General features: G+C 37.5%; 22 protein-coding genes and 12 tRNA genes. 30 read left to right on the top strand and 4 right to left on the bottom strand.

Annotated features, from left to right (window positions below; all coding sequences use genetic code 11):
* Nucleotides 1–102 precede the first annotated feature (102 nt).
* Nucleotides 103–582: a PH domain-containing protein gene (locus M948_RS22625; protein WP_021288598.1), complete on the top strand. Its 480-nt coding sequence runs from the start codon at nucleotides 103–105 to the stop codon at nucleotides 580–582.
* Nucleotides 575–1,999: a PH domain-containing protein gene (locus M948_RS22620; RefSeq protein WP_021288597.1), complete on the top strand. Its 1,425-nt coding sequence runs from the start codon at nucleotides 575–577 to the stop codon at nucleotides 1,997–1,999. The genes M948_RS22625 and M948_RS22620 overlap by 8 nt, the downstream gene beginning before the upstream one ends.
* 261 nt (nucleotides 2,000–2,260) lie before the next feature.
* Here the strand turns inward: M948_RS22620 and M948_RS22615 are convergent, their stop codons facing one another.
* The 3 genes from M948_RS22615 to M948_RS22605 form a co-directional block, all read right to left on the bottom strand.
* Nucleotides 2,261–2,869, bottom strand: a complete 609-nt coding sequence (locus tag M948_RS22615) for an HAD family hydrolase (protein ID WP_031334859.1) — start codon at nucleotides 2,867–2,869, stop codon at nucleotides 2,261–2,263.
* 67 nt (nucleotides 2,870–2,936) lie between these two features.
* The gene (locus tag M948_RS22610; protein ID WP_021288595.1) at nucleotides 2,937–3,887 is read right to left on the bottom strand and encodes a LacI family DNA-binding transcriptional regulator; all 951 of its coding nucleotides are present in this window, start codon (nucleotides 3,885–3,887) and stop codon (nucleotides 2,937–2,939) included.
* A gap of 310 nt (nucleotides 3,888–4,197) precedes the next feature.
* Nucleotides 4,198–4,971: a rhomboid family intramembrane serine protease gene (locus M948_RS22605; RefSeq protein ID WP_021288594.1), complete on the bottom strand. Its 774-nt coding sequence runs from the start codon at nucleotides 4,969–4,971 to the stop codon at nucleotides 4,198–4,200.
* A 166-nt stretch (nucleotides 4,972–5,137) separates the two neighbouring features.
* Between M948_RS22605 and acpS the strand changes: the two genes are divergently transcribed.
* The 15 genes from acpS to M948_RS22530 all read left to right on the top strand — a co-directional run bounded on the left by acpS (nucleotide 5,138) and on the right by M948_RS22530 (nucleotide 17,806).
* Nucleotides 5,138–5,509: a holo-ACP synthase gene (gene acpS, locus M948_RS22600; RefSeq protein WP_021288593.1), complete on the top strand. Its 372-nt coding sequence runs from the start codon at nucleotides 5,138–5,140 to the stop codon at nucleotides 5,507–5,509.
* Between the two features lie 47 nt (nucleotides 5,510–5,556).
* On the top strand, nucleotides 5,557–7,068 hold the full coding sequence (locus M948_RS22595; protein WP_021288592.1) for an NAD(P)H-hydrate dehydratase: 1,512 nt from the start codon (nucleotides 5,557–5,559) through the stop codon (nucleotides 7,066–7,068).
* Between the two features lie 59 nt (nucleotides 7,069–7,127).
* Nucleotides 7,128–8,144, top strand: a complete 1,017-nt coding sequence (locus tag M948_RS22590) for a LolA family protein (RefSeq protein WP_021288591.1) — start codon at nucleotides 7,128–7,130, stop codon at nucleotides 8,142–8,144.
* Between the two features lie 174 nt (nucleotides 8,145–8,318).
* Nucleotides 8,319–9,437 carry an alanine racemase gene (alr, locus tag M948_RS22585; RefSeq protein ID WP_021288590.1) on the top strand — a complete coding sequence of 373 codons (1,119 nt, stop codon included), beginning with the start codon at nucleotides 8,319–8,321 and terminating at the stop codon, nucleotides 9,435–9,437.
* Between the two features lie 183 nt (nucleotides 9,438–9,620).
* Nucleotides 9,621–9,905, top strand: a complete 285-nt coding sequence (locus M948_RS22580; RefSeq protein ID WP_031334858.1) for a CopG family ribbon-helix-helix protein — start codon at nucleotides 9,621–9,623, stop codon at nucleotides 9,903–9,905.
* A gap of 4 nt (nucleotides 9,906–9,909) precedes the next feature.
* Entirely contained in the window at nucleotides 9,910–10,269 is a 360-nt protein-coding gene (locus tag M948_RS22575) for a type II toxin-antitoxin system PemK/MazF family toxin (protein ID WP_021288588.1), read from the top strand.
* Between the two features lie 227 nt (nucleotides 10,270–10,496).
* Nucleotides 10,497–11,366, top strand: coding sequence for an RsbT co-antagonist protein RsbRA (locus M948_RS22570; protein WP_021288587.1), 870 nt, complete (start codon nucleotides 10,497–10,499; stop codon nucleotides 11,364–11,366).
* A 4-nt stretch (nucleotides 11,367–11,370) separates the two neighbouring features.
* A complete protein-coding gene (locus M948_RS22565; RefSeq protein WP_021288586.1) occupies nucleotides 11,371–11,727 on the top strand; it encodes an STAS domain-containing protein in 357 nt (118 codons plus the stop codon).
* A 3-nt stretch (nucleotides 11,728–11,730) separates the two neighbouring features.
* Nucleotides 11,731–12,132 carry an anti-sigma regulatory factor gene (locus M948_RS22560; protein WP_021288585.1) on the top strand — a complete coding sequence of 134 codons (402 nt, stop codon included), beginning with the start codon at nucleotides 11,731–11,733 and terminating at the stop codon, nucleotides 12,130–12,132.
* Between the two features lie 102 nt (nucleotides 12,133–12,234).
* Nucleotides 12,235–13,248 carry a PP2C family protein-serine/threonine phosphatase gene (locus tag M948_RS22555; RefSeq protein ID WP_021288584.1) on the top strand — a complete coding sequence of 338 codons (1,014 nt, stop codon included), beginning with the start codon at nucleotides 12,235–12,237 and terminating at the stop codon, nucleotides 13,246–13,248.
* Nucleotides 13,249–13,331: 83 nt separating this feature from the next.
* Complete coding sequence (locus M948_RS22550; RefSeq protein ID WP_021288583.1) at nucleotides 13,332–13,664, top strand: STAS domain-containing protein; 333 nt, start codon at nucleotides 13,332–13,334, stop codon at nucleotides 13,662–13,664.
* Nucleotides 13,664–14,140, top strand: a complete 477-nt coding sequence (gene rsbW / locus M948_RS22545) for an anti-sigma B factor RsbW (RefSeq protein WP_021288582.1) — start codon at nucleotides 13,664–13,666, stop codon at nucleotides 14,138–14,140. Before M948_RS22550 ends, rsbW begins: the two co-directional genes overlap by 1 nt.
* Nucleotides 14,112–14,903 carry an RNA polymerase sigma factor SigB gene (sigB, locus tag M948_RS22540; RefSeq protein WP_021288581.1) on the top strand — a complete coding sequence of 264 codons (792 nt, stop codon included), beginning with the start codon at nucleotides 14,112–14,114 and terminating at the stop codon, nucleotides 14,901–14,903. Before rsbW ends, sigB begins: the two co-directional genes overlap by 29 nt.
* A gap of 2 nt (nucleotides 14,904–14,905) precedes the next feature.
* Nucleotides 14,906–15,496, top strand: a complete 591-nt coding sequence (locus M948_RS22535) for a SpoIIE family protein phosphatase (RefSeq protein ID WP_021288580.1) — start codon at nucleotides 14,906–14,908, stop codon at nucleotides 15,494–15,496.
* A gap of 138 nt (nucleotides 15,497–15,634) precedes the next feature.
* Nucleotides 15,635–17,806 (top strand): Tex family protein, encoded by a 2,172-nt coding sequence (locus M948_RS22530; RefSeq protein ID WP_021288579.1) that lies wholly within the window; start codon nucleotides 15,635–15,637, stop codon nucleotides 17,804–17,806.
* A gap of 46 nt (nucleotides 17,807–17,852) precedes the next feature.
* Here M948_RS22530 and M948_RS22525 read toward each other — a convergent pair whose 3' ends face one another.
* Nucleotides 17,853–19,316 (bottom strand): catalase, encoded by a 1,464-nt coding sequence (locus M948_RS22525; RefSeq protein ID WP_021288578.1) that lies wholly within the window; start codon nucleotides 19,314–19,316, stop codon nucleotides 17,853–17,855.
* 211 nt (nucleotides 19,317–19,527) lie between these two features.
* Between M948_RS22525 and M948_RS22520 the strand changes: the two genes are divergently transcribed.
* The 13 genes from M948_RS22520 (at nucleotide 19,528) to M948_RS22460 (ending at nucleotide 21,365) form a co-directional block, all read left to right on the top strand.
* Nucleotides 19,528–19,977 carry a SprT family protein gene (locus M948_RS22520; RefSeq protein ID WP_021288577.1) on the top strand — a complete coding sequence of 150 codons (450 nt, stop codon included), beginning with the start codon at nucleotides 19,528–19,530 and terminating at the stop codon, nucleotides 19,975–19,977.
* Nucleotides 19,978–20,157: 180 nt separating this feature from the next.
* Nucleotides 20,158–20,232 (top strand) — tRNA-Asn (locus tag M948_RS22515).
* Between the two features lie 3 nt (nucleotides 20,233–20,235).
* Nucleotides 20,236–20,326 (top strand) — tRNA-Ser (locus tag M948_RS22510).
* 9 nt (nucleotides 20,327–20,335) lie between these two features.
* Nucleotides 20,336–20,407 (top strand) — tRNA-Glu (locus tag M948_RS22505).
* 21 nt (nucleotides 20,408–20,428) lie between these two features.
* Nucleotides 20,429–20,505: transfer RNA gene (locus M948_RS22500), tRNA-Asp, on the top strand.
* Nucleotides 20,506–20,510: 5 nt separating this feature from the next.
* Nucleotides 20,511–20,585: transfer RNA gene (locus M948_RS22495), tRNA-Gln, on the top strand.
* Between the two features lie 73 nt (nucleotides 20,586–20,658).
* A tRNA-Lys gene (locus M948_RS22490) sits at nucleotides 20,659–20,734 on the top strand.
* Nucleotides 20,735–20,746: 12 nt separating this feature from the next.
* Nucleotides 20,747–20,828 (top strand) — tRNA-Leu (locus M948_RS22485).
* Between the two features lie 51 nt (nucleotides 20,829–20,879).
* Nucleotides 20,880–20,966, top strand: a tRNA-Leu gene (locus M948_RS22480).
* Between the two features lie 54 nt (nucleotides 20,967–21,020).
* Nucleotides 21,021–21,097 (top strand) — tRNA-Arg (locus M948_RS22475).
* A gap of 6 nt (nucleotides 21,098–21,103) precedes the next feature.
* Nucleotides 21,104–21,180: transfer RNA gene (locus M948_RS22470), tRNA-Pro, on the top strand.
* Nucleotides 21,181–21,208: 28 nt separating this feature from the next.
* Nucleotides 21,209–21,282, top strand: a tRNA-Gly gene (locus M948_RS22465).
* A 9-nt stretch (nucleotides 21,283–21,291) separates the two neighbouring features.
* Nucleotides 21,292–21,365, top strand: a tRNA-Ile gene (locus M948_RS22460).
* Nucleotides 21,366–21,528: the final 163 nt, after the last annotated feature.

Here is a 21,528-nt window from a genome sequence, read left to right as displayed (position 1 = left end):
TAGTATAGATGAGCTTCATGGTAGGATAAGAATAAAATGAAACATATTCTATCGATGTATCGTATTAGTTGAGAAGAAAATTAAAAAACAAGGTGATTGGACATGAGACAACCTCCGAAACATACGATAGCTCAAGACGCTATCAAGGTATGGAGAATTACCGAAGCAATATTTTTTGGTATCCTTATTATCATTGGGATAGCTGCATTTATTATTAGTATGCTCTTTGATTTTACTATTTGGTACAGCATCATTGGCTTGGTTGTAATTATCGTATTGGCGTATATTGCAATACAATACTTGCCAGCTCTTCGCTGGCGGCGCTGGAGATACGAAGTGTTTGACCAAGAGATTTACATACAGCATGGCATTATTATTGTTTCGAGGACTTTAGTTCCCATGATACGTGTACAGCATGTGGATACAAAACAAGGGCCAATATTAAAAAGGTATGGATTAGCAAGTGTGACAATATCCACAGCTGCTACCACACATGAGATACCAGCTTTACTTGAGGAAGACGCCTCCGTGTTGCGAGATCGGATCTCAGAATTAGCAAGGGTGGATGAAGAAGATGTATAGAGCAAAACGAATGCACCCTGCTGTTATTTTGTTTCAATTTTTTAAGTCACTCAGAGAAATGATTATCCCTATCGTTGTAGCTTTTTTTGCTTTTCGCGATGAACATTTTATGTACTTTATTGGAGCGATTACGCTTGTAACTGTACTTCTTGTCACTTTTAGTACCATTACTTGGCTGCGATTCACTTATACAGTGACTGATGAGGAACTGCGTATTGAATCTGGAATTTTTATTAAAAAGAAAAGGTATATTTCAAAGGGACGTATTCAATCAATCGATTTAACAGCTAATGTCCTGCATCGGTTATTAGGCTTAGCAAAAGTACAAATAGAAACTGCTGGTTCAGGTACTTCAGCAGAAGCTTCTCTAACTGCGGTGAAGGTAGCAGAGGCTGAACAACTAAGAAATCTTTTGAAAGTAACCAAGGTAGCTACATCGGAAGTTGGAGAAACGAAGACCGTACAAGCACCTTTTTATCAAATTACCAACAAGCGGTTGTTCATTGCTGGAACAACATCTGGAAGCATCGGTGTATTATTAGCTTTTATCGCTTTTGCATTGTCCGAATTAGAACAATTTATTCCTGATAATTATTTTGATCATACGATACAGTGGATAATTGGGCTAAGCGTTGTGCTTATCGTTATAATAACAATTGGATTCTTATTCGTTCTATGGCTGCTTGGAATAGTAGGGACGATGGTTAAGTACGGTCATTTCCGTATTGAGAGGCGTGATGAAGAATTATTTATTACGAGAGGCCTACTAGAAAAAAAGCAAATTACTATACCTTTAAAACGTATTCAAGCCATTGGTATGAAAGAAAGCATGATTCGTCAACCCTTTGGTTATGTTTCTTTATTTGCAGAAGTAGCTGGTGGTTCCTTAGATAAAGGAGAAGAGTATTCCACTTTATTATTTCCAATCATGAAAAAAGACGAAGTGGAGGATTTTTTGAGGACACTCCTTCCTTCCTATAGTTATCCAATCGAGCCAACATGGAGAAAACTCCCAATCAAGGCGAAGAAATTTTATATGCTTCGTGGAGTTATCCCATTTATTCTAATCGCGATACCAATCGCTATATTTATTCCAACTTTCTTATGGACTGTCATTGTTTTTCTTATACTTGGGTTATATCTAGGTTATCTCCGTTATTCAGATGGAGGCTTTCTTATACAAGAAAAACGATTAATGATCCGCTGCCGCACTTTTAGTAGGATAACAGTCGTCTTGTTTCATAAGCGTATTCAAGCCTATGAAAAGAAACAACACATTGCACATCGAAAGCAAAACCTTGCTAACTTTAAACTATCTATTATCGGAAAGTACGGTTCTGGTAAACATTATCAATTAAAGGAAGTAAAAGATGTCCAAGCAGATTCATTAGCAGATTGGTTTTCATACCGAGTGTAAAAAGGAAGGGAAGTCAAAGAATTTTATCATTTAATAATCCGAACGATTTCACACTCGAATCAGTTCGGATTATTTGTTTACCAAAAACAGGTTCTATTCTAGCTCCATAAACACTTCACTTTTTAGGGGGACTTCAGCTCGCGATGTTCCTGCAGGAATCTACGGATCGAACCGCATTTCTTATCAGGATTTACTTCACCACTATATTATTGTTCGGATTTTAGTGAACGACCTTTATTGGGTCCTAGCCTCTGCGGTAGCTTAGGTGGTTAACTGCAAAATCTCATAGGGGTTTTTAAATATATATTCCGCATTTGTAAATCTGGTAGTAGAAGTCAGTCCCCATGCTGCTACCCCGAAATCTACTCCTGCTGATTTCGCGCATTCCATGTCATAAGGGGAATCCCCAATATATATAGCCTCATTTGAGTCGCAATTTAAGTATTGTAAGGCTAACTGCAACGGGTCTGGATTTGGTTTATGGTATTCTGTGTCATCTGCAGATACAACTGTTTGAAAATGCTGTGCAATTGAAAGCCTTTCAAAACCTGCTTGCAGTTCTTTTTTGGTTTGGGATGTGACAATTCCTGTTTTTGGTAATCGCTTGATTACTTCGAGAATATCTCTAAAGATAGGGACATTTTGCATATGCGGCTGTTGTTTTTGGAACCAAGTATCGAGCGCTGTTTGAGTATCGGAAATGTCTAAGACTTCGAGTGTTCTTAATCCTGGAATACCAATCGAAAAACGTAGTTCTTCAAGATCTTTAACGATTCCCATCTCGGATAATGTTGCTTGTAATGCTTCCAATCCAATTTTTTCTGAATCAATAATCGTTCCATCCAAATCAAAAATAAATACTTGATACACCATCATCATCTCCTAAGAATAGTTGCTATGTTTATCCTAGAGGATGAAATGGATTTCAGGTCAATAGTTAAATAGAAGATCGTTGAATTATTTCATAAGGAACGTTGACTTTTGCTTGTGATTTTTGAATAGCAAGTTGAAATGCTTGCTCACCAACTTTCATTAAGCGATGATTGACTGTTGAAAGATCAAGAGCTATTCCAATAGGCTGGTTCTCTTGGCCGACAATTGCTAGCTCATCGGGTATTTTCACTCCTACTGATTGTGCATAGTTGTAAATGCCGCCAGCAACCTCATCTCCATTTGCGTAAATAGCATGTGGTCGATCATTCAATTGCAAAAATTCATGGGCTGCTCGATAGCCATCTTCCAAACGGTAACAACCGGAAATATGTAAATGGGGTGGGAGTTTTCCGATTACTTTATGGTAAGCTTGGATGGTTTGCCTGGTACTAAGGCTTTCATTGGCTCTCGCAGTAGTAATTGCTATGTTTGTATAGCCTTTCTTTTTAAGCATTTGAAATGTATCAACATAGGAAGCATAGCGATCGATATACGCACAACCAACTTCTTCAGCTGTTGTATACTCACATGAAATAATGGATCCATATTTCGTGTACGGAACGATCTTCTCCCAATCATTGGAACGGGAAGTAATAATAAGACTATCTAAAAATTTATTCTTTAGCATCGTAAGATACTCCATCTCTTTTTTGTTATCATATTTTGTTGGGAGTACAGTGACAGAATAATTATATACCGTAGATTGATTTAGAATGCCGTGTAACATTTGGTCGAATGCTTGATTATTATTGTACGGAATAATTACACCAATCATCTTTGTTTCACCACGTATCAAATCGATTGCATTCTTATTTGGGGTATAATTGAGTTCCTCTATCACTTTCTGTACTTTGCTTCTTTTGGTTTCTGATACATATTTGTAGTTATTAAGTACTCTGGATACGGTCGTAACAGATACTCCAGCTAATCTAGCTATTTCACTTATATTTGCCATTAGTATTACTCCAATCAAGAATAGTAATTGATAATAAAGCTGGCTGGTACATAACTAAAACGAGTAACACGAAAATCGGATAATTTATTTTTGCTTTAAACCCAATCTGAAACAGACTATACTTTCGAGGAACGGCACAACCAACTTGGATGGGGCTTTTTCATTAGGAATCAGGACTGTCTTAGTCATCATCATTTAAAAACGAACGATAAAATATCCGAACTACTTCGAATATTACTTCGTATACTCGGATGTTCGTTCGGATTACTCTTTATCTACTTTGCTTTTTGGTTCAACTCCGTATTCGCCACTACATTATTCTACTAATTATTCCTAATAAAACTAAGAGGATGAAAATGATCCACCATATATTTTTTTTCATGGAACGTGGAATTCGTTTCTTTTTCCAGCGGTTAGGGTCAAATGATATGGTTTCGCTGTCATCCTTCCTTCGCGTTGCCATAGTTACCCATGGATTATACATTTTAGCATTCGCTAAAACGACAGGTGCTATTGCAAAGCCGCCAATAAACCCAAATATATGTCCATATACGTTTATATTTGCTCGTATAAATGTCATAATGAGACCAACAACGAAAATAGTAAGGATAATTTGGGAGCTTGTCTGATCTATTAAATGTTTACGAAATGCCACCATAAAGACGTAAATACCAAATAAACCAAAAATAGCACCTGATGCGCCTACGTGGACGTACCAAAATTCAGAGGGGCCGAAGAAATAAGTTCCGAGGTTCCCGGCAATACCAGCAACCAAATATGCAATAATAAATTTTGTGCGCCCTAGCATTTGTTCTAAGGCTGGACCAAATAATACGAGGGAGAAAGAATTAAATAGGGCATGCATTAAATCGGCATGAAGAAATATTGGCGTTACAAGCCGCCAATACTCACCTTGATTGATATAAAAATTACTCCCAGCTCCTAATTGATAAATTGTTTCACCGATAGACAGTTGTAGGAAGTTAATAATTAACCATAATGCTAAGTGGACAATCACTAATGTAGAAACAACAGGATAAGACGTTATAAATTCTTTCAAACTTCTTTCATTTCGAATAAACATGGAATAGACTCCCCCGATTTTTATATTATAAAAGGATAATGGTTCTGTAAATCATTGTTATTATATTGTAATAAAATACTACAAGTAGTATGACCAATTTTATCGTACTAAAATAACAATCAAAAATATAATCATTTGCATTTTAGTTAGAAAGGGTTCGTGGTCGATGATAAAGGGAATTGGATTAGACTTAATAGAATTAAAACGAATAGAACAAAGTATTCAAACGAATAACCGTATTATTGAGAGAATTTTAACGCCATCAGAAAGAGAGGAATTTTACACACTAGAAAGTAATAAGCGAAAAATAGAGTATTTATCTGGAAGATTTGCTGCCAAAGAGGCATTTGCTAAAGCAGCAGGTACAGGAATTGGAAAGCTTCGTTTTCAAGATATTGAAATACAATCTTGTGAGAGTGGAGCACCTAAATTAACTGCTTCTGGTTACGAGAAAGTTAATATCTTCTTGTCGATTACACATAGTAACGATTATGCTGCTGCACAGGTTGTCATTGAAGAAGATGAACAAAATGCATAAACAGAAAGGTTGTCTCATATATTTTAGTGCGGGTAGGAGGGAACAAATTGTTTATTGTCACCGCGAAGGAAATGTACGATATTGATAAGTTCGCAATGCAGGAAATTGGTTTAGATGGGAAATTGCTGATGGAAAATGCCGGACGAGCCGTTGCTGAGAAGATCACAGCAATGAGCTCTAAACAGGAAAAAATCTGTGTATTAGCTGGTGCAGGAAATAATGGTGGAGATGGTTTTGTTATTGCTCGGACAATGATGGATCAAGGGTACCATATCCATGTGTTACAAGTGGTTCCAGATAGTAAAATACGAGGAGATGCATCTTTTCATAAACGTATTTATGAGAATTGTGGAGGCAGTCTATCTTTATTCGATGGAATCGATGGAACAGAGGTGTTAGATGCAGATATTATTATTGATGCAATGATTGGCATTGGCGTGAAAGGGGAATTAAGAGAACCTTTGTTATCATTGGTCTCGCTTATTAACCAACAAACCAAAAAGGTAATCTCTGTAGATGTTCCGTCTGGTTTACCAGCTGATGAAGGTACAGTTGAATTTAGTGCAGTAGAAGCAACATACACTTTTATTATCGGGGCACCAAAAATCAGTGCGTTTTTAAATCATACATCTCCTTATTACGGTACATGGGAACTTGTTTCCATTGGTTTACCCAAAAAAGCATTCCAGTTAAGTACAAGCAAGTCTATTTGGAACGAGACGAATGTTCGAGATTGTTTTCCCGGTCGAAAACCAGATGATCATAAGGGAACACATGGAAAGGGACTGGTGATTGGAGGATGCACGGAAATGCCGGGGGCGCTTTCTATGACACTAAAAGCAGCTCTAAGAGCAGGAGCGGGATTAATTACTGGGGCTACATCAGAACATGTAATTAATCGTATTGCGTCTACGAATGTGGAAGCAACTTATGCCGTATTATCTACGACAGATGGATTTATCAATAATGATTCGAAAGTAAATGTACAAGATTATGACGCAATCGCATTAGGAATGGGGATGGGTAGAAAAGCATTTACGAGTGAGTTGGTAAGAGATGTTGTTAGTGAAGCCAATTGTCCAATTATTATTGATGGTGATGGACTACATCATATTCAACCATATCTCACATCCTTAAAAAGACGAAAATCCCCTACCATTATGACGCCACATCCTAGAGAAATGGCCATGCTTTTAGGGGCGAATGTTAACGAAATTTTGGTAGAACCTTTTCGTTATGCTTCCGAATTTGCTAGAAAGTTTGACGTTTATCTGGTTTTAAAAGGGATGTATAGTATTATCACGTCTCCAGAAGGAAAGCAGTCGGTAAATATGACTGGTAATCCAGGTCTTGCTAAAGGGGGAAGTGGAGATGTGTTAACAGGGATTATATTGGCAATGATTATGCAGAGACAAGACATGTTTGATGCCATCTGTAATGCCTGTTATGTTCATGGGAAGTCCGCAGATCTTTTAATTAAACATCAGCACTCTCATCATGATCTATTAGCCAGTGATGTGATTGACGGAATAGCTAACGTTTATCGTACCATTTCTTGAGAGGTATTTAGGTGATAAGGTTCCCTTTGTTTTTTAATTGAGACAAGGGAGATATGTTCATGAAAAGAAAAATCGGTGGTTGGATCATTGTATTTGGCTTTGTTCTATTATTATCAGCCTGTGGAGAAAAGACACAGGAGGATGTGGTTGCAGACCTAAAAGATAATATGGAAGAAATGGATGGCTATAAAGCAAAAGCTGAAATGAGTATGAACACTGGCCAAGAACAACAAATGTTTAATATTGACGTTTGGCATAAAAAAGATGATTTGTATCGAGTAGGGTTATCCAGTAATGAGGATGAAAAGGGTAACCAAATCATTTTAAAAAATGAGGATGGTGTATTTGTTTTAACACCAGCTTTAAGCAAAAGTTTTAAGTTTCAATCTGAATGGCCGGAAAATAGTAGTCAACCATACCTATACCAATCATTAATTAATGATATTGAAAAAGATAAAGAAGCGGAATTTGAAGTAACCGATTCCCATTATGTGTTTAAAACAAAAACAAATTATCAAAGCAATAACAATCTTCCATTTCAAGAAATTTACTTTGATAAAAAGACATTACAGCCTGTACAAGTGAATGTACTAGATAAAGATAGAAATGCTTTAGTAGAGGTGAAGTTCTCAAATTTCGATCAAGAAGCATCGTTTGAAGATGACGATTTTTCAATGGAGAAAAATATGGCAAGTAGTGGATCTCAAGAGGAGCCAGTTTCAAGTGATAAAGGAGAAAATTCGCTTACCGTATTTTATCCTTCATACATGGCTGGTGCAGAATTAACCGAAAAGAAAGAAGCTTCAACTGAAAATGGGGAAAGAGTCATTTTAACATTTGAAGGAGAAAAGAACTTTACCTTAGTAGAAGAAAAAGCGGAAGCACAAAAAACCATGGCATCCCCAAATGAGGTAGCAGGCGAAATTGTAAACTTAGGTTTTGCGGTAGGAGCAATTTCAGACAACTCCATCGAGTGGACGCATGATGGAGTAGACTTCATGTTAGCTAGCGATGAGTTAACAAAAGAAGAACTCATCCAAGTAGCGCAATCCGTACAAAGCAAAGAAGTGAAATAATATGCCATTATAATAAAGCAGACTCTCACTAAATAGAGTCTGCTTTTATTTTTGGAATCAGAATCGTATTACGTCGTAAAAGAATTGACAGCCTTGACAAGACAAGAAATAATAGGTAGAGCTAAAAAGTAGCAAAAGGAGACAAAATTGGTTTTCGGAAGGGAGTCAAGATTTGTGGATTTACATAGAAGTACATGGGTAGAAATAGATTTGAATGCTATTGCATATAATATAAATACAATAAAGAATAAGATGCCTAATCATACAAAAGTAATTGCTGTGGTGAAGGCCGATGGTTATGGTCATGGAAGTATTCCGGTTGCCAAAAAAGCTTTAGATTCAGGGGCTGAGGCATTGGCAGTAGCTTTATTGGAAGAAGCACTTGAATTAAGAGATGCTGGTATAACTGCACCAATTTTAGTACTGGGTTGGGTGCCACCAGCATCAGCAATAATTGCTGCAGAGCAGAATATCACATTAACATTCTTTCAACAAGAATGGATACAGCAAGTTAACACGTATTCATTTACGAAACCATTGAAGCTCCATCTAAAACTTGACTCAGGAATGGGAAGAATCGGAATAAGAACGGAAGAAGAACTACATGCTATCTTATATGCATTAAATAAAAATTCAAGCATATATTTAACAGGAGTATACACCCATTTTGCAACAGCCGATGAACCAGAATCAACCTATTTTGATGTACAAAAAAAACGCTTTGAAAGGGGGCTCTCGCTTTTACAAGATAATTGGAATGGTAATCTAGATATCCATATTGGTAATAGCGCTAGTGCTATTCGGTTACCAGAAGGTATGTACAATTATATACGTTTTGGTATTGCCATGTATGGATTGTATCCTTCTAAAGCTGTTAAAGAACAAGGAGATATAGAATTGAAGCAGGCCTTCTCTTTGCATAGTCAATTGGTGCATGTGAAACAGATTCAAGCAGGAGATTCGATAAGTTATGGATGTACCTATACAGCTAAAAAGGAAGAATGGATTGGTACAATTCCGATTGGATATGGGGACGGTTGGTTACGAAAAATGCAAGGGTTCTCTATTTTAATTAACGGAAAAAGAATGCCTATCGTAGGCAGGATTTGTATGGATCAAACGATGGTACGGCTGGATCGCGCATACCCTGTTGAAACAAAAGTGACTTTCATTGGTCACCAGAATGATGCATTTATTCCGATGGATGAGGTGTCGGAATATGCTGAAACGATTAACTATGAGATTCCTTGTGTGATTAATAAGCGGATTCCACGAATATATAAAGGTCTTTAGGGAAAAGCTCTTCATAACGGATTAAATTATTCATATACCACGTATAGAAGTCTATTAAACGACAAAACAAACGACTTTTTTAGAAAAAATTCGGGCAACCCTTTGCAAATGGGCGAATTCAATGATATTATTGAAAATGACTTTTACAAAGTTCGTTCAACAGTTGGCGGAGGTGTGATGGTTTTGTCAGAGAGTTTACAAGAAGTATTAGTGAAAATACCGAAAAACCTGTTAAATGAGGTGGATGGTCTAATGAAGTATGAGAATAGTGATTTAAGTGATTTCATATGTCAGGCTACAAGAAACTATCTTCAACACAAAAGAGATGAGCATTTCCAACAATTTCGTGAAAATATGCAAAAAGGCTATGAAGAAATGGGCCGCATTAATTTAACAATTGCTTCAGAAGCTTTTCAAGCTGAAGAGGAGGCAGAAAACACCTTGGAACGCTCAGTGATCGGGGTGTAATCACTTGATCGTACAAAGAGGCGAAGTATATTTCGCTGACCTTTCCCCTGTTGTCGGATCAGAACAGGGAGGCGTACGCCCGGTATTGATCCTGCAAAATGATATCGGGAATCGTTTCAGTCCTACCGTTATTGTTGCGGCTATCACAGCGCAAATTCAAAAAGCTAAACTCCCAACGCATGTGGAGATAGATGCAAAGCGATATGGGTTTGATCGTGATTCCGTTATTTTGCTAGAACAAATAAGAACACTTGACAAACAACGGCTAACAGATAAAATTACAAGATTAGATAAAGAGATGATGACTAAAATTAACCAGGCATTAGAAATAAGTCTGGGGCTGAAAGATATGTATGGTCAATGACGATACCCTTGTTATGCGGAACAAGGGTATTTTTATGTTTGTTACAAGATAATATTATATATAGAATTTGTTTCTGTGTTACAATTAATTTGACATTACTAGTGTTTTTTAACTAATTTATTGTGAAATTTATACAATTTTAGCCAGGAACGACAATTTTCTAAAACAGATAATTTGACAACATAAGAACAAATAAACAAATCTCTAAATACGTTGGAGGTATGGAAATGGACGAGAAGTTTAAAAAGGTTGCGATCGAAAACAGTGATTCCATAGTGAAAATGTGGATGGGTGAAATTCATTCACTAAAGGATGGGAATTACACTTCAAGTATATCTGATGAATTATTTGAAAGCACAAATAGAGAGTTTGTTAATGTTATATTTACAAGTATAAAAAACGCTGGATCACCGAAATCGGTTGAAAGCTTTTCGGAGAAAATCATTAATCTTGGTTGGCCATTAAGTTATATCATTGATGGGCTACAAGTATTTCGCAGGGTAACAGTAGATTATATTTTAAGTCAATCGGAACAAGTGGATTCTGCATTTATCTCATCTGTACTTCGAAGTGTAGATACTTGGGTAGAGCCGCTGATTAGGCAATTGGTTAATGAGTATTCCGGTAGTTGGGAAAATACGGTCTCTTTACAACGTGTAGCACTTCAAGAGTTATCTGCACCACTGATTCCAGTAATGGAGAGTATTACAATCATGCCGTTAATTGGAACAATTGATACAGAACGGGCAAAATTAATTATGGAGAACTTGCTTGATGGTGTAATTAAACATAACTCCGAAGTGGTGTTAATCGATATTACAGGAGTTCCTGTCGTTGATACGATGGTGGCTCACCATATTATTCAAGCTGCAGAAGCAGTACGCTTAATTGGTTCTACTTGTATATTAGTAGGGATTCGTCCAGAAATTGCTCAAACGATTGTAAACCTTGGAATTGACTTAGGCAAATTTCCAACAAAAAGCTCTTTGAAAAAAGGCTTCCGAACCGCACTTGAAATAACCAACAGACAAGTTGTCGATATAGAAAGTAAAGAAGATAACATGGAACAAATGATTAAATCATTGAAAGGGGAGTAGAATCTTGCGTATACCGATACTAAAGCTCCATAATTATTTGCTAATTTCCATTCAGACGGAATTAGATGATCAAACAGCTATTCAATTTCAAGAAGACTTACTCGATAAGATCCATAAAAGCGGGTCATCTGGAGTAGTCATTGATTTAACATCTGTAGAGATTATAGATTCTTTCATTGCCAAGGTTTTAGGCGATGTGGTTACAATGTCTGATTTAATGGGGGCAAAGGTAGTTTTAACCGGTATCCAACCAGCAGTTGCAATGACTTTAATTGATTTAGGAATACACTTAAAGAATGTGCCAACTGCATTAGACTTAGAACAGGGTCTTATTAAACTCTACCAGGAATTGGGGGAATAGCGCATGAAACCTCAATCTTGCGTAAACATAAATAAAGAGTGGGATATTGTTGGGGCTAGGCAGTTAGGCAGAGATATTGCGAAAAAAATTGGATTTGGGACTGTCGATCAAGCACGTATCGCTACCGCGATCTCAGAATTGGCTAGAAACATCTATTTGTATGCTGATCATGGACAAATATGTTTTGAAATAATAGATAACATGGAACATAAAGGGATTTGTATGGTAGCGATCGATGTTGGTCCTGGAATCGAAGACATTGGACAAGTTATGGAAGATGGGTATTCTACTTCAGGTGGATTAGGTGCTGGGTTACCTGGTGTTAAACGACTTATGGATGAATTTGACCTCCAATCCGAAGTAGAAAAGGGAACGAGAGTCAAAGCAATTAAATGGGTGAGATAGAATGACTTTTTGCTCAAGGTGTGTACATTATGATTGTACACACCCTGTGTTGTTTTAGATCGTAACAATCCTTGGTTTCATAGGGAGATAGGGGGAAGAGAGGTGGACGATATATTGAAATTGGATGCCGAAACATATAAAGAGTTAATGAAGCGATATATGGAGACAAGGGATGAACAGTCCCTATATGAAGTAGAACAGGCCAGCAAATCCTTTATACAAAACAATATCTTACCAGATGAAATCGTTAATATGCATATCCAAGCATTGGAAGAGTTATACCCCAGTTTGAGTGAAGACATACAGTATTCAATGAACTTCTTACTAGAAGCCATGATTGCCTATGGTATTGCTCATCAAGAATATCAAACATTACGCGAGAAACAATCTGAATTAAAATCGGAAATATCGGTCGCAGCTAGCATGCAAGAAACCTTGCTTGGTACAACGAAGCCAGATATCGAGGGGATAGACATCGGCATAATTAGCGTTCCAGCTCATCAAATGAATGGAGACTATCATCACTTTATCAAAGGGAGAGATGGTTCTTTAGGTATTGCGATGGCTGATGTGATTGGTAAAGGTATTCCAGCAGCATTATGCATGTCCATGATTAAGTATTCCATGGATAGCTATCCAGAAGATGTTATGAGCCCAAAAGCTATTTTAAATAGTTTAAACCGTGTGGTAGAAAGAAATGTTGACCCCAGTATGTTCATTACAATGTTCTATGCACAGTATCTTCCCTCGGAACATAAACTTCGTTATGCATCGGCAGGTCATGAACCTGGTTATTATTATAATGCTGCAAATGATACCTTTGAGGAGATTGAAACAAAAGGGCTTGTACTCGGGGTAACTCCGGATACAGCGTATCCTGAATATGAGATGGATATTAACAAAGATGATATGGTAATTATGTTAACGGACGGAGTTACAGAATGCCGTGATGGTGACCGATTTATTGAAAGTGAAGAGGTGTTAGAAGTAATTAGATACTATGCACATTTACCAGCACAGGAAATGGTCAACCAAGTATTTAAACATTTTGAACGACTTCAAGAATTTGAGTTACGAGATGATTTTACGTTACTAATCATACGAAGAGAGGTTTAATGGTTAAATAAAATGGGTAAACCCTTGTGAAAGGGTAAAAACTAGAGTTACGAATTATATCGTTCTGATATAGGAGGAAGAGTATGAATTTAAGTGTGGATGTTGTAGAAGAAACGAATAAGTCAATTGTTAACCTCGCAGGTGAAATAGATGCATATACTGCACCAGAATTAAAAGAAGCATTACTACCTTTAACAAAGCAATCCGGTCATTTAGTAGAGGTGGATTTAGAACAGGTGAATTACATGGATAGTACAGGTTTAGGAATATTTATCAGTGCCTTAAAATCGACCAAAGAGAATAATAGTCAAATGACGCTTGTTAACATTCAAGATCGTGTGCTTCGTCTTTTTAAGATTACGGGTTTAGATGAAATTATGGATATCAATTCTGCGATTCGGGGTGGAAGTGAATAATGGAAAGATTTGATTTTATTGAACTAAAAGTTCCTGCAAAAGCAGAATATGTTGGAGTAGTGCGATTAAGTATTTCGGGGATAGCAAATCGCATGGGCTTTTCTTATGAAGATATTGAAGATCTAAAAGTAGCTATATCGGAAGCAATTACGAATACCGTTACACATGCCTATGAAGACAATGATGATGGAGAAGTTACCATCGGTTTTGGCGTGTACGAAGATAGACTAGAAGTTATGGTAGCTGATCATGGAGGTAGTTTTAATCTGAACGAAGTGAAAGACGGAATCGGCCCCTATAAGCATACGGATTCGATCGAAGACCTAAAAGAGGGAGGTTTTGGTCTGTTCCTAATCGATGCATTAATGGATAAAGTACAAATAAATAATAACTATGGGGTTATTGTTTTAATGACAAAGTATTTAAATGAAACTGAGGTGGGCTTTGATGACGACCAAATCTCAACCACACAATAGCGGAAGAGATGAGGTTTACCAATTAATTGAATCGTTACAACAAGATCCTACTAATGAAGGTCTGCAGGAAAAAATTGTTCTCACCTATAAGGATCTCGTAGAATCTATTGCACGTAAGTACTCTAAGAATAGTAGTATACATGAGGATCTAGTTCAAGTAGGTATGATTGGGTTACTAGCTGCCGTTCGTAGGTATGATCCAGCTTTTGGTAAATCTTTTGAATCCTTTGCAATACCCACGATTATTGGAGAAATTAAACGATTTATCCGCGATAAAACATGGAGTGTCCATGTACCAAGGAGAATTAAGGAGTTAGGACCAAAAATAAAAAAAGCAGTAGACACATTAACCACTGAAACGCAAAAATCTCCATCAGTTAAAGAAATAGCGGATTATCTAGAGGTATCAGAAGAAGATGTTCTAGAGACAATGGAAATGGGCAAAAGCTATAAAGCATTATCTGTAGATAGAAAAATCGAAGCAGATTCTGATGGAAGTACGGTAGCTATTTTAGATTTAGTTGGTAAAGAAGAGGACGGTTATAATTCGATCGATCAAAAAATGTTACTGGAGAAAATTTTACCTATCTTATCTGAAAGAGAACAGCAAATTCTTCAGTATACCTATTTTGAAAATCGCAGTCAGAAAGAAACTGGCGAACTATTAGGGATTTCACAAATGCATGTATCAAGACTACAGCGTCGTTCATTACGTAAATTAAGAGAAGCAATTCAGTCTGAGAGCTCAGAGGTCTTTGATTAAGAATGCAACATGTACAAGTATCTGTCTTTCAACAAGCGAAAGAAGGAAATTACTACTGTGGCGATAGTTATTTTTATAAAGAGACAGATAAAGAATTTGTATGTGCTGTAGCCGACGGATTAGGCAGTGGTGAGTATGCAAAAGAGTCATCCCAAATAGTGATCGATATTATTAAACAGAATATGCACACAAGTATAGAGGGCATCATAAAAGAGTGTAATAAACAATTACAAGGGAAGCGCGGCGTAGTAATCGGCATTTTGAAGATTGATTTTCAGTCCAATATGTATTCATTTTCTTCCATTGGCAACATTGGTATTTTAACGGTTAATGATAAGCAAAAAAAGAAGAGAAATATACCTAATGCTGGGTACCTTGCAGGTTATCATCGTCCTTTTAAAATTATCCGTGAGAAATTGGAGGAAGATATGATGTTTATCATGTTTTCTGATGGAGTAACGGATAAGGATCTATCTCAACGATACATTATGACAGAAGATGTGAATGAAATTACGCAAACCTTTGAATATGTAAGCGACTCTAGTCGAAAAGACGATACAACACTTATTGCAATGCATTTTAGGCAAAGCTGACAATGAAAAGAGTCAGCTTTTTTTCTTGTATCCCGTCAATGGAGAACGAATCTTCGTACAATTTGTAGCGTGAGGTTGTATTCAACTTCAGTTTTCGATTTATGATAAAATAGATTTGGATGTAAAGGAGGAAAATGTGTGGCGAACGAACAGAATCAAGAATTAATCCAATGGGTGGCAAAAGAGACAGAAGTAAACACTTCGATTGTAAATAAGGTTATTGGATTATTAGAAGAAGGTAATACGGTACCGTTTATTGCACGTTACCGCAAAGAGATAACGGGTGGTTTAGATGAAGTACAGATAAAATCTGTTCAAGATAAATGGAGTTATGCGGTTAATTTAGCTGAAAGAAAGCAAGAAGTATTGCGCAGTATTAAAGATCAAGGGAAATTGACAGATGAACTGCAGCAGGAAATTATGCAAGCCATGCAGTTACAACGAGTGGAAGATCTTTATCGCCCTTATAAACAAAAAAGACGTACACGAGCGACAATAGCTAAGGAAAAAGGTCTCGAACCATTAGCAGAATTGATTTGGCAGCAATCGATTACAGATATTCAAGAAGAAGCAGCTGTCTATATATCAGAAGAACAAGAATTACATACAATTGAAGATGTATTAGCAGGAGTAAACGATATTATGGCAGAATGGATTTCAGAGGAGCCAGCATATCGTGAATTTATGCGAGAAGAAACGTTTAAACGTGGTATGATTGAATCCGAGGAAAAAGATGTAGAGAAAGACGAGAAACAAGTATATGAGATGTATTATGAATTTCATGAGGCGATACGTTCACTTGTATCACACCGCATTTTAGCACTGAATCGTGGTGAAAAAGAGGGTATATTAAAAGTGTCTGTAAACCCACCAACGGAACGAATTATTGAGTATTTACAAAGGAATGTTATTACAAAAGCAACATCTGAAGCGTTGACTCAAGTCTTAAAGCATGCAATTGAAGATAGTTATAAACGATTGATCCAACCGTCTATTGAGCGTGAAATTCGTAACAGTCTAACAGAAAGTGCAGAGCAACAAGCAATCGACGTTTTCTCTAAGAATTTGAAGAACCTATTACTCCAACCGCCTCTTAAAGGAAAAACTGTACTGGGTGTAGATCCAGCCTTTCGTACCGGTTGTAAACTAGCTGTGATCGATGAAACAGGTAAAGTGCATCAAATAGGTGTTATTTATCCAACAGCACCCAGAAATGATGTTGCTGGAGCAGAAAAGACGGTGATGGAGCTCATAAAGACTTATAAGATTGAGTTGATTGCCATTGGCAATGGTACAGCTTCCCGAGAAACAGAACAATTTATCTCAAATGTTATCGGAAAAAACAAATTACAAGTGCCATATATTATCGTTAATGAAGCAGGAGCCAGTGTATATTCAGCTTCTAAACTAGCTCGAGAAGAATTTCCGGATTTACAAGTAGAAGAGAGAAGTGCGGTATCCATTGCTAGACGTGTTCAAGATCCATTAGCTGAGTTAGTTAAAATTGATCCAAAATCCATAGGAGTTGGCCAATATCAACATGATGTGAGTCAGAAGTCGTTAAATGAATCATTATCTTTTGTTGTTGAAACAGCAGTAAACCAGGTTGGTGTAAATGTAAATACTGCTTCCGCATCGTTATTACAATATGTCTCGGGACTTAGCAAAGCCGTCGCAACGAATATTGTGAAACAGCGTGATGAAGAAGGGAAATATACGAATCGGAAACAATTAAAGAAAGTACCTCGCTTAGGTGCAAAAACGTATGAACAAGGCATTGGTTTTCTTAGAATTATTGATGGAGATAACCCGCTTGATCGTACTCCCATTCATCCAGAGAGTTATTCAAACACGGAAAACCTGTTAACAATGTTAAATTGCGATGTAAGCGATATTGGGTCAGATAAACTTCGTGAAGGGATTTATGCTATAGATCCTAAGCAAGTTTCTGAACAATTAGGGATTGGCGAACCGACATTGATTGATATTATACAAGCATTAACGAAGCCAGAGCGTGATCCGCGTGATGATTTTCCACAACCTTTATTAAAGCAGAATGTGATAGCAATGGAAGATATTAAGCCAGGTATGGAAATGCAAGGAACTGTTCGAAATGTTGTTGATTTTGGTGTGTTTGTAGATATTGGAGTGAAACAAGATGGACTTGTTCATATTTCCAAAATGTCTCATTCATTTGTTAAGCATCCAATGGATATTGCTTCGGTTGGAGATGTAATTACAGTTTGGGTAGAGAATATAGATATTAATAAGGGAAGAATTGCTTTATCGATGATCGAAGGAGAAAAGTAAAGAAGCATGGCTCACAAAAGGGCCATGCTTCTTTCATTAGTGTTACTTATTTTACGCCTTCTGGAACTTGTAAACCAAGACCTTGGGCTACACGTTCGCCCCATTCAGAATCTGCTTTGTAGATATGCTCAATTTGACGAAGTTTAATTTCATCTTTTGTAACTGGAGTCATATGATCAACAAAAGCTTGAACCAAACGTTCTTTTTCATCTGATGACATAAGACGGTAAAGGTCACCAGCTTGGGTATAGTGATCGTCACTGTCGTAAGCAACGCTATCAGCTTCTCCGTATACTTCAAATGGCTTAATTTTAGCATCGCTATCTTCTGTAGGACCATTCACGCTGTTTGGCTCATAGTTTGGTTTGTTTCCACCATTACCATCTACACTCATAAAGCCATCACGTTGATAATTATTTACTTCGTTCTTAGGACGGTTTACTGGAATGCTATGATGATTTGCACCTAGGCGGTAGCGGTGAGCATCAGAGTATCCGAATAAACGCCCTTGAAGCATTTTATCTGGAGATGCTTCAATTCCAGGTACGAATTGACCAGGTGAAAACGCAGCCTGTTCTACTTCTGCAAAGTAGTTTTCAGGGTTACGGTTCAATACCATGCGGCCAACTTCAATACGTGGATAGTCTTTTTTAGACCAGATCTTTGTTACATCGAATGGATCCCATTTGTATGTTTTAGCATCTTCATAAGGCATGATTTGTACATATAATCTCCATGCAGGGTAGTCGCCTTCTTCAATCGAATTAAATAAATCTTCTGTGTGATAATCAGGATTTTCACCAGCAATTTTATCTGCTAGAGCAGGGTCTAGGTTTTTGATACCTTGTTCACTAATGAAATGGTATTTAACCCAAAATGCTTCTCCTTCTTCATTAACCCATTTAAACGTATGGCTTCCATATCCATTCATATGGCGTAAGGTGGCTGGAATACCACGGTCACTATGAAGATAGGTTACTTGGTGCAATGATTCTGGAGATAGAGACCAGAAATCCCATACCATGTCTTTATCTTTCAAATGAGTTTGTGGATTACGTTTTTGTGTATGAATGAAATCAGGAAACTTAATTGCATCGCGTATGAAGAAGATTGGTGTATTATTACCAACTAAATCATAGTTTCCTTCCTCTGTATAAAATTTAACTGCGAAACCACGAGGGTCACGAACAGTGTCTGCGGATCCAAGCTCACCTGCAACTGTAGAAAAACGGATAAACATATCCGTACGTTTACCTTTTTCACTGAGGAAATCAGCTTTCGTATATTTTGAGATTTCGTCATTTGTAACTTCGAAGTACCCAAATGCACCAGCACCTTTTGCGTGCACAACACGTTCAGGAATACGTTCTCTATTAAAATGAGCAAGCTTCTCTAGTAAATTAAAATCTTGTAGTAGTGTAGGTCCATTATGTCCAGCTGTAATTGAGTTTTGATTGTCACTTACTGGTGCACCAGCAGCAGTAGTCAAAGTATTTCTTTTATTACTCAATGTAAATCTCCTCTCTTTTACTAAGTATTAATATATCTACACTTAATATTATAATATAATTCAAATAAAAATCAATGTTTAATTACAATAATTTTAAATAACGAACATAACATTTTTGACACATAATATAGGAAAGAATAAAAATATGCTGCAATAAAATCGATAGTATATTAAAATATTAGAATAGCTTATTGATAAGGAGAGAATTTTGATGAGGCTTCCAGATGATAACGAGTTATTTGAATTAGTCGATAGGCTATCAATAGTACATTTCAATAAACCTTTCTTACATAAGGTATCTTTTAATTCCCGATTACGAACGACAGGTGGCAGATATATTCCGGGTAGGAAGACCATTGAACTCAATCCTAAGTATGCGATGGAAAGGGATGAAACAGAATTTATTGGAATTATAAAGCATGAACTATGCCACTATCATCTTCATATAGAAGGAAAAGGATATAAACACGGAGATCGTGAATTCAAAGAACTTTTAAAAGCTACGGGCTCTCCTCGACATTGTAAACCATTGCCTTCTCAAATGAAGTATAATTATGAGTATCAATGCAGAAATTGTAATCAGACGTATAGACGAATGAGAAGAATAAATACATCTAAATACCGCTGCGGAAAATGTAAGGGGAGGATTATACTACAATAAATATAAAAAAATGGTGATAAACCATTGACGAATGATGTCATCCGTGATAAATTAATTAAGCTGTCTCATACAGTGGATTCAACTTACATAGTTTCCGTTGAGAAAATCATAAAAAAATGTTGACTTTTAGCTCAGAATGCTGTATTATATTTCTCGTTGCAATTGTTATTGATCTTTTATTCCACAGTAGCTCAGTGGTAGAGCTATCGGCTGTTAACCGATCGGTCGTAGGTTCGAATCCTACCTGTGGAGCCATATGGAGAAGTACTCAAGTGGCTGAAGAGGCGCCCCTGCTAAGGGTGTAGGCCGTGTAAGCGGCGCGAGGGTTCAAATCCCTCCTTCTCCGCCATTTTTTAATGGCCCGTTGGTCAAGTGGTTAAGACACCGCCCTTTCACGGCGGTAACACGGGTTCGAATCCCGTACGGGTCATCATCCTAATTGCATAGGTCGGGTCCGGTAGTTCAGTTGGTTAGAATGCCTGCCTGTCACGCAGGAGGTCGCGGGTTCGAGTCCCGTCCGGACCGCCAGATGTTGGGCTATAGCCAAGCGGTAAGGCATCGGGTTTTGATCCCGTGTACCCCAGGTTCGAATCCTGGTAGCCCAGCCATTTTTTCTTTTGAAACCATAAATAATTAACCGAACTAAACGAACTAGTATTAAGAAGTAAATTCATTTCATATGAGCCATTAGCTCAGTTGGTAGAGCATCTGACTTTTAATCAGAGGGTCGGAGGTTCGAATCCTCCATGGCTCACCATTATTCAATTACGCGGGTGTGGCGGAATTGGCAGACGCGCTAGACTTAGGATCTAGTGTCTTCGGACGTGGGGGTTCGACTCCCTCCACCCGCATCGTAGAAGCTGTGTTAAATCACAGTCTTTTATTTCCTGTCATTTTACTTTGCGGTCGTGGCGGAATGGCAGACGCGCTAGGTTGAGGGCCTAGTGGGTGTATAACCCGTGGAGGTTCAAGTCCTCTCGACCGCACCAAAAAGTTCTTGCATAGATTAATCGGATATGATAGATTTGAAAATGTTGTTTTAAGCGCCCGTAGCTCAATTGGATAGAGCGTTTGACTACGGATCAAGAGGTTAGGGGTTCGACTCCTCTCGGGCGCGCCATGATTCCGGGAAGTAGCTCAGCTTGGTAGAGCACATGGTTTGGGACCATGGGGTCGCAGGTTCAAATCCTGTCTTCCCGACCATCGCAGAATTAAATAGATTTCCATCTTTGCGGGTGTAGTTTAATGGTAAAACCTCAGCCTTCCAAGCTGATGACGAGGGTTCGATTCCCTTCACCCGCTCCATGATTATATGGGCCTGTAGCTCAGTTGGTTAGAGCGCACGCCTGATAAGCGTGAGGTCGGTGGTTCAAGTCCACTCAGGCCCATTTGCTTTTTGAAGCAAAAAAGGTATTGACTTTACCTTATTGAGATGATATATTAGTAAAGTCGCCAATTTGAGAAGCGAAACAGTTGATGATAAAAACTTGAAAAAAGTTATTGACAAACGCTAATCAAACTGGTATAATAAAAGAGTTGCTGCAAAAAGCG

Origin of the sequence: Virgibacillus sp. CM-4, assembly GCF_000445495.1 — a bacterium.
GTDB lineage: Bacteria > Bacillota > Bacilli > Bacillales > Amphibacillaceae > Virgibacillus > Virgibacillus salexigens.
Note: the sequence above shows the minus strand (reverse complement) of the source record. Positions and strands in the feature narration are given on the sequence as shown.

Bases quoted from the DNA above. Each gene is read 5' to 3' on its own strand.
- M948_RS22625 (WP_021288598.1), top strand. From the start codon at position 103: ATGAGACAACCTCCGAAACATACGATAGCTCAAGACGCTATCAAGGTA.
- M948_RS22620 (WP_021288597.1), top strand. From the start codon at position 575: ATGTATAGAGCAAAACGAATGCACCCTGCTGTTATTTTGTTTCAATTT.
- M948_RS22610 (WP_021288595.1), bottom strand. From the start codon at position 3,887: ATGGCAAATATAAGTGAAATAGCTAGATTAGCTGGAGTATCTGTTACG.
- M948_RS22605 (WP_021288594.1), bottom strand. From the start codon at position 4,971: ATGTTTATTCGAAATGAAAGAAGTTTGAAAGAATTTATAACGTCTTAT.
- acpS (WP_021288593.1), top strand. From the start codon at position 5,138: ATGATAAAGGGAATTGGATTAGACTTAATAGAATTAAAACGAATAGAA.
- M948_RS22590 (WP_021288591.1), top strand. From the start codon at position 7,128: ATGAAAAGAAAAATCGGTGGTTGGATCATTGTATTTGGCTTTGTTCTA.
- M948_RS22570 (WP_021288587.1), top strand. From the start codon at position 10,497: ATGGACGAGAAGTTTAAAAAGGTTGCGATCGAAAACAGTGATTCCATA.
- M948_RS22560 (WP_021288585.1), top strand. From the start codon at position 11,731: ATGAAACCTCAATCTTGCGTAAACATAAATAAAGAGTGGGATATTGTT.
- M948_RS22550 (WP_021288583.1), top strand. From the start codon at position 13,332: ATGAATTTAAGTGTGGATGTTGTAGAAGAAACGAATAAGTCAATTGTT.
- rsbW (WP_021288582.1), top strand. From the start codon at position 13,664: ATGGAAAGATTTGATTTTATTGAACTAAAAGTTCCTGCAAAAGCAGAA.
- sigB (WP_021288581.1), top strand. From the start codon at position 14,112: ATGACGACCAAATCTCAACCACACAATAGCGGAAGAGATGAGGTTTAC.
- M948_RS22535 (WP_021288580.1), top strand. From the start codon at position 14,906: ATGCAACATGTACAAGTATCTGTCTTTCAACAAGCGAAAGAAGGAAAT.
- M948_RS22520 (WP_021288577.1), top strand. From the start codon at position 19,528: ATGAGGCTTCCAGATGATAACGAGTTATTTGAATTAGTCGATAGGCTA.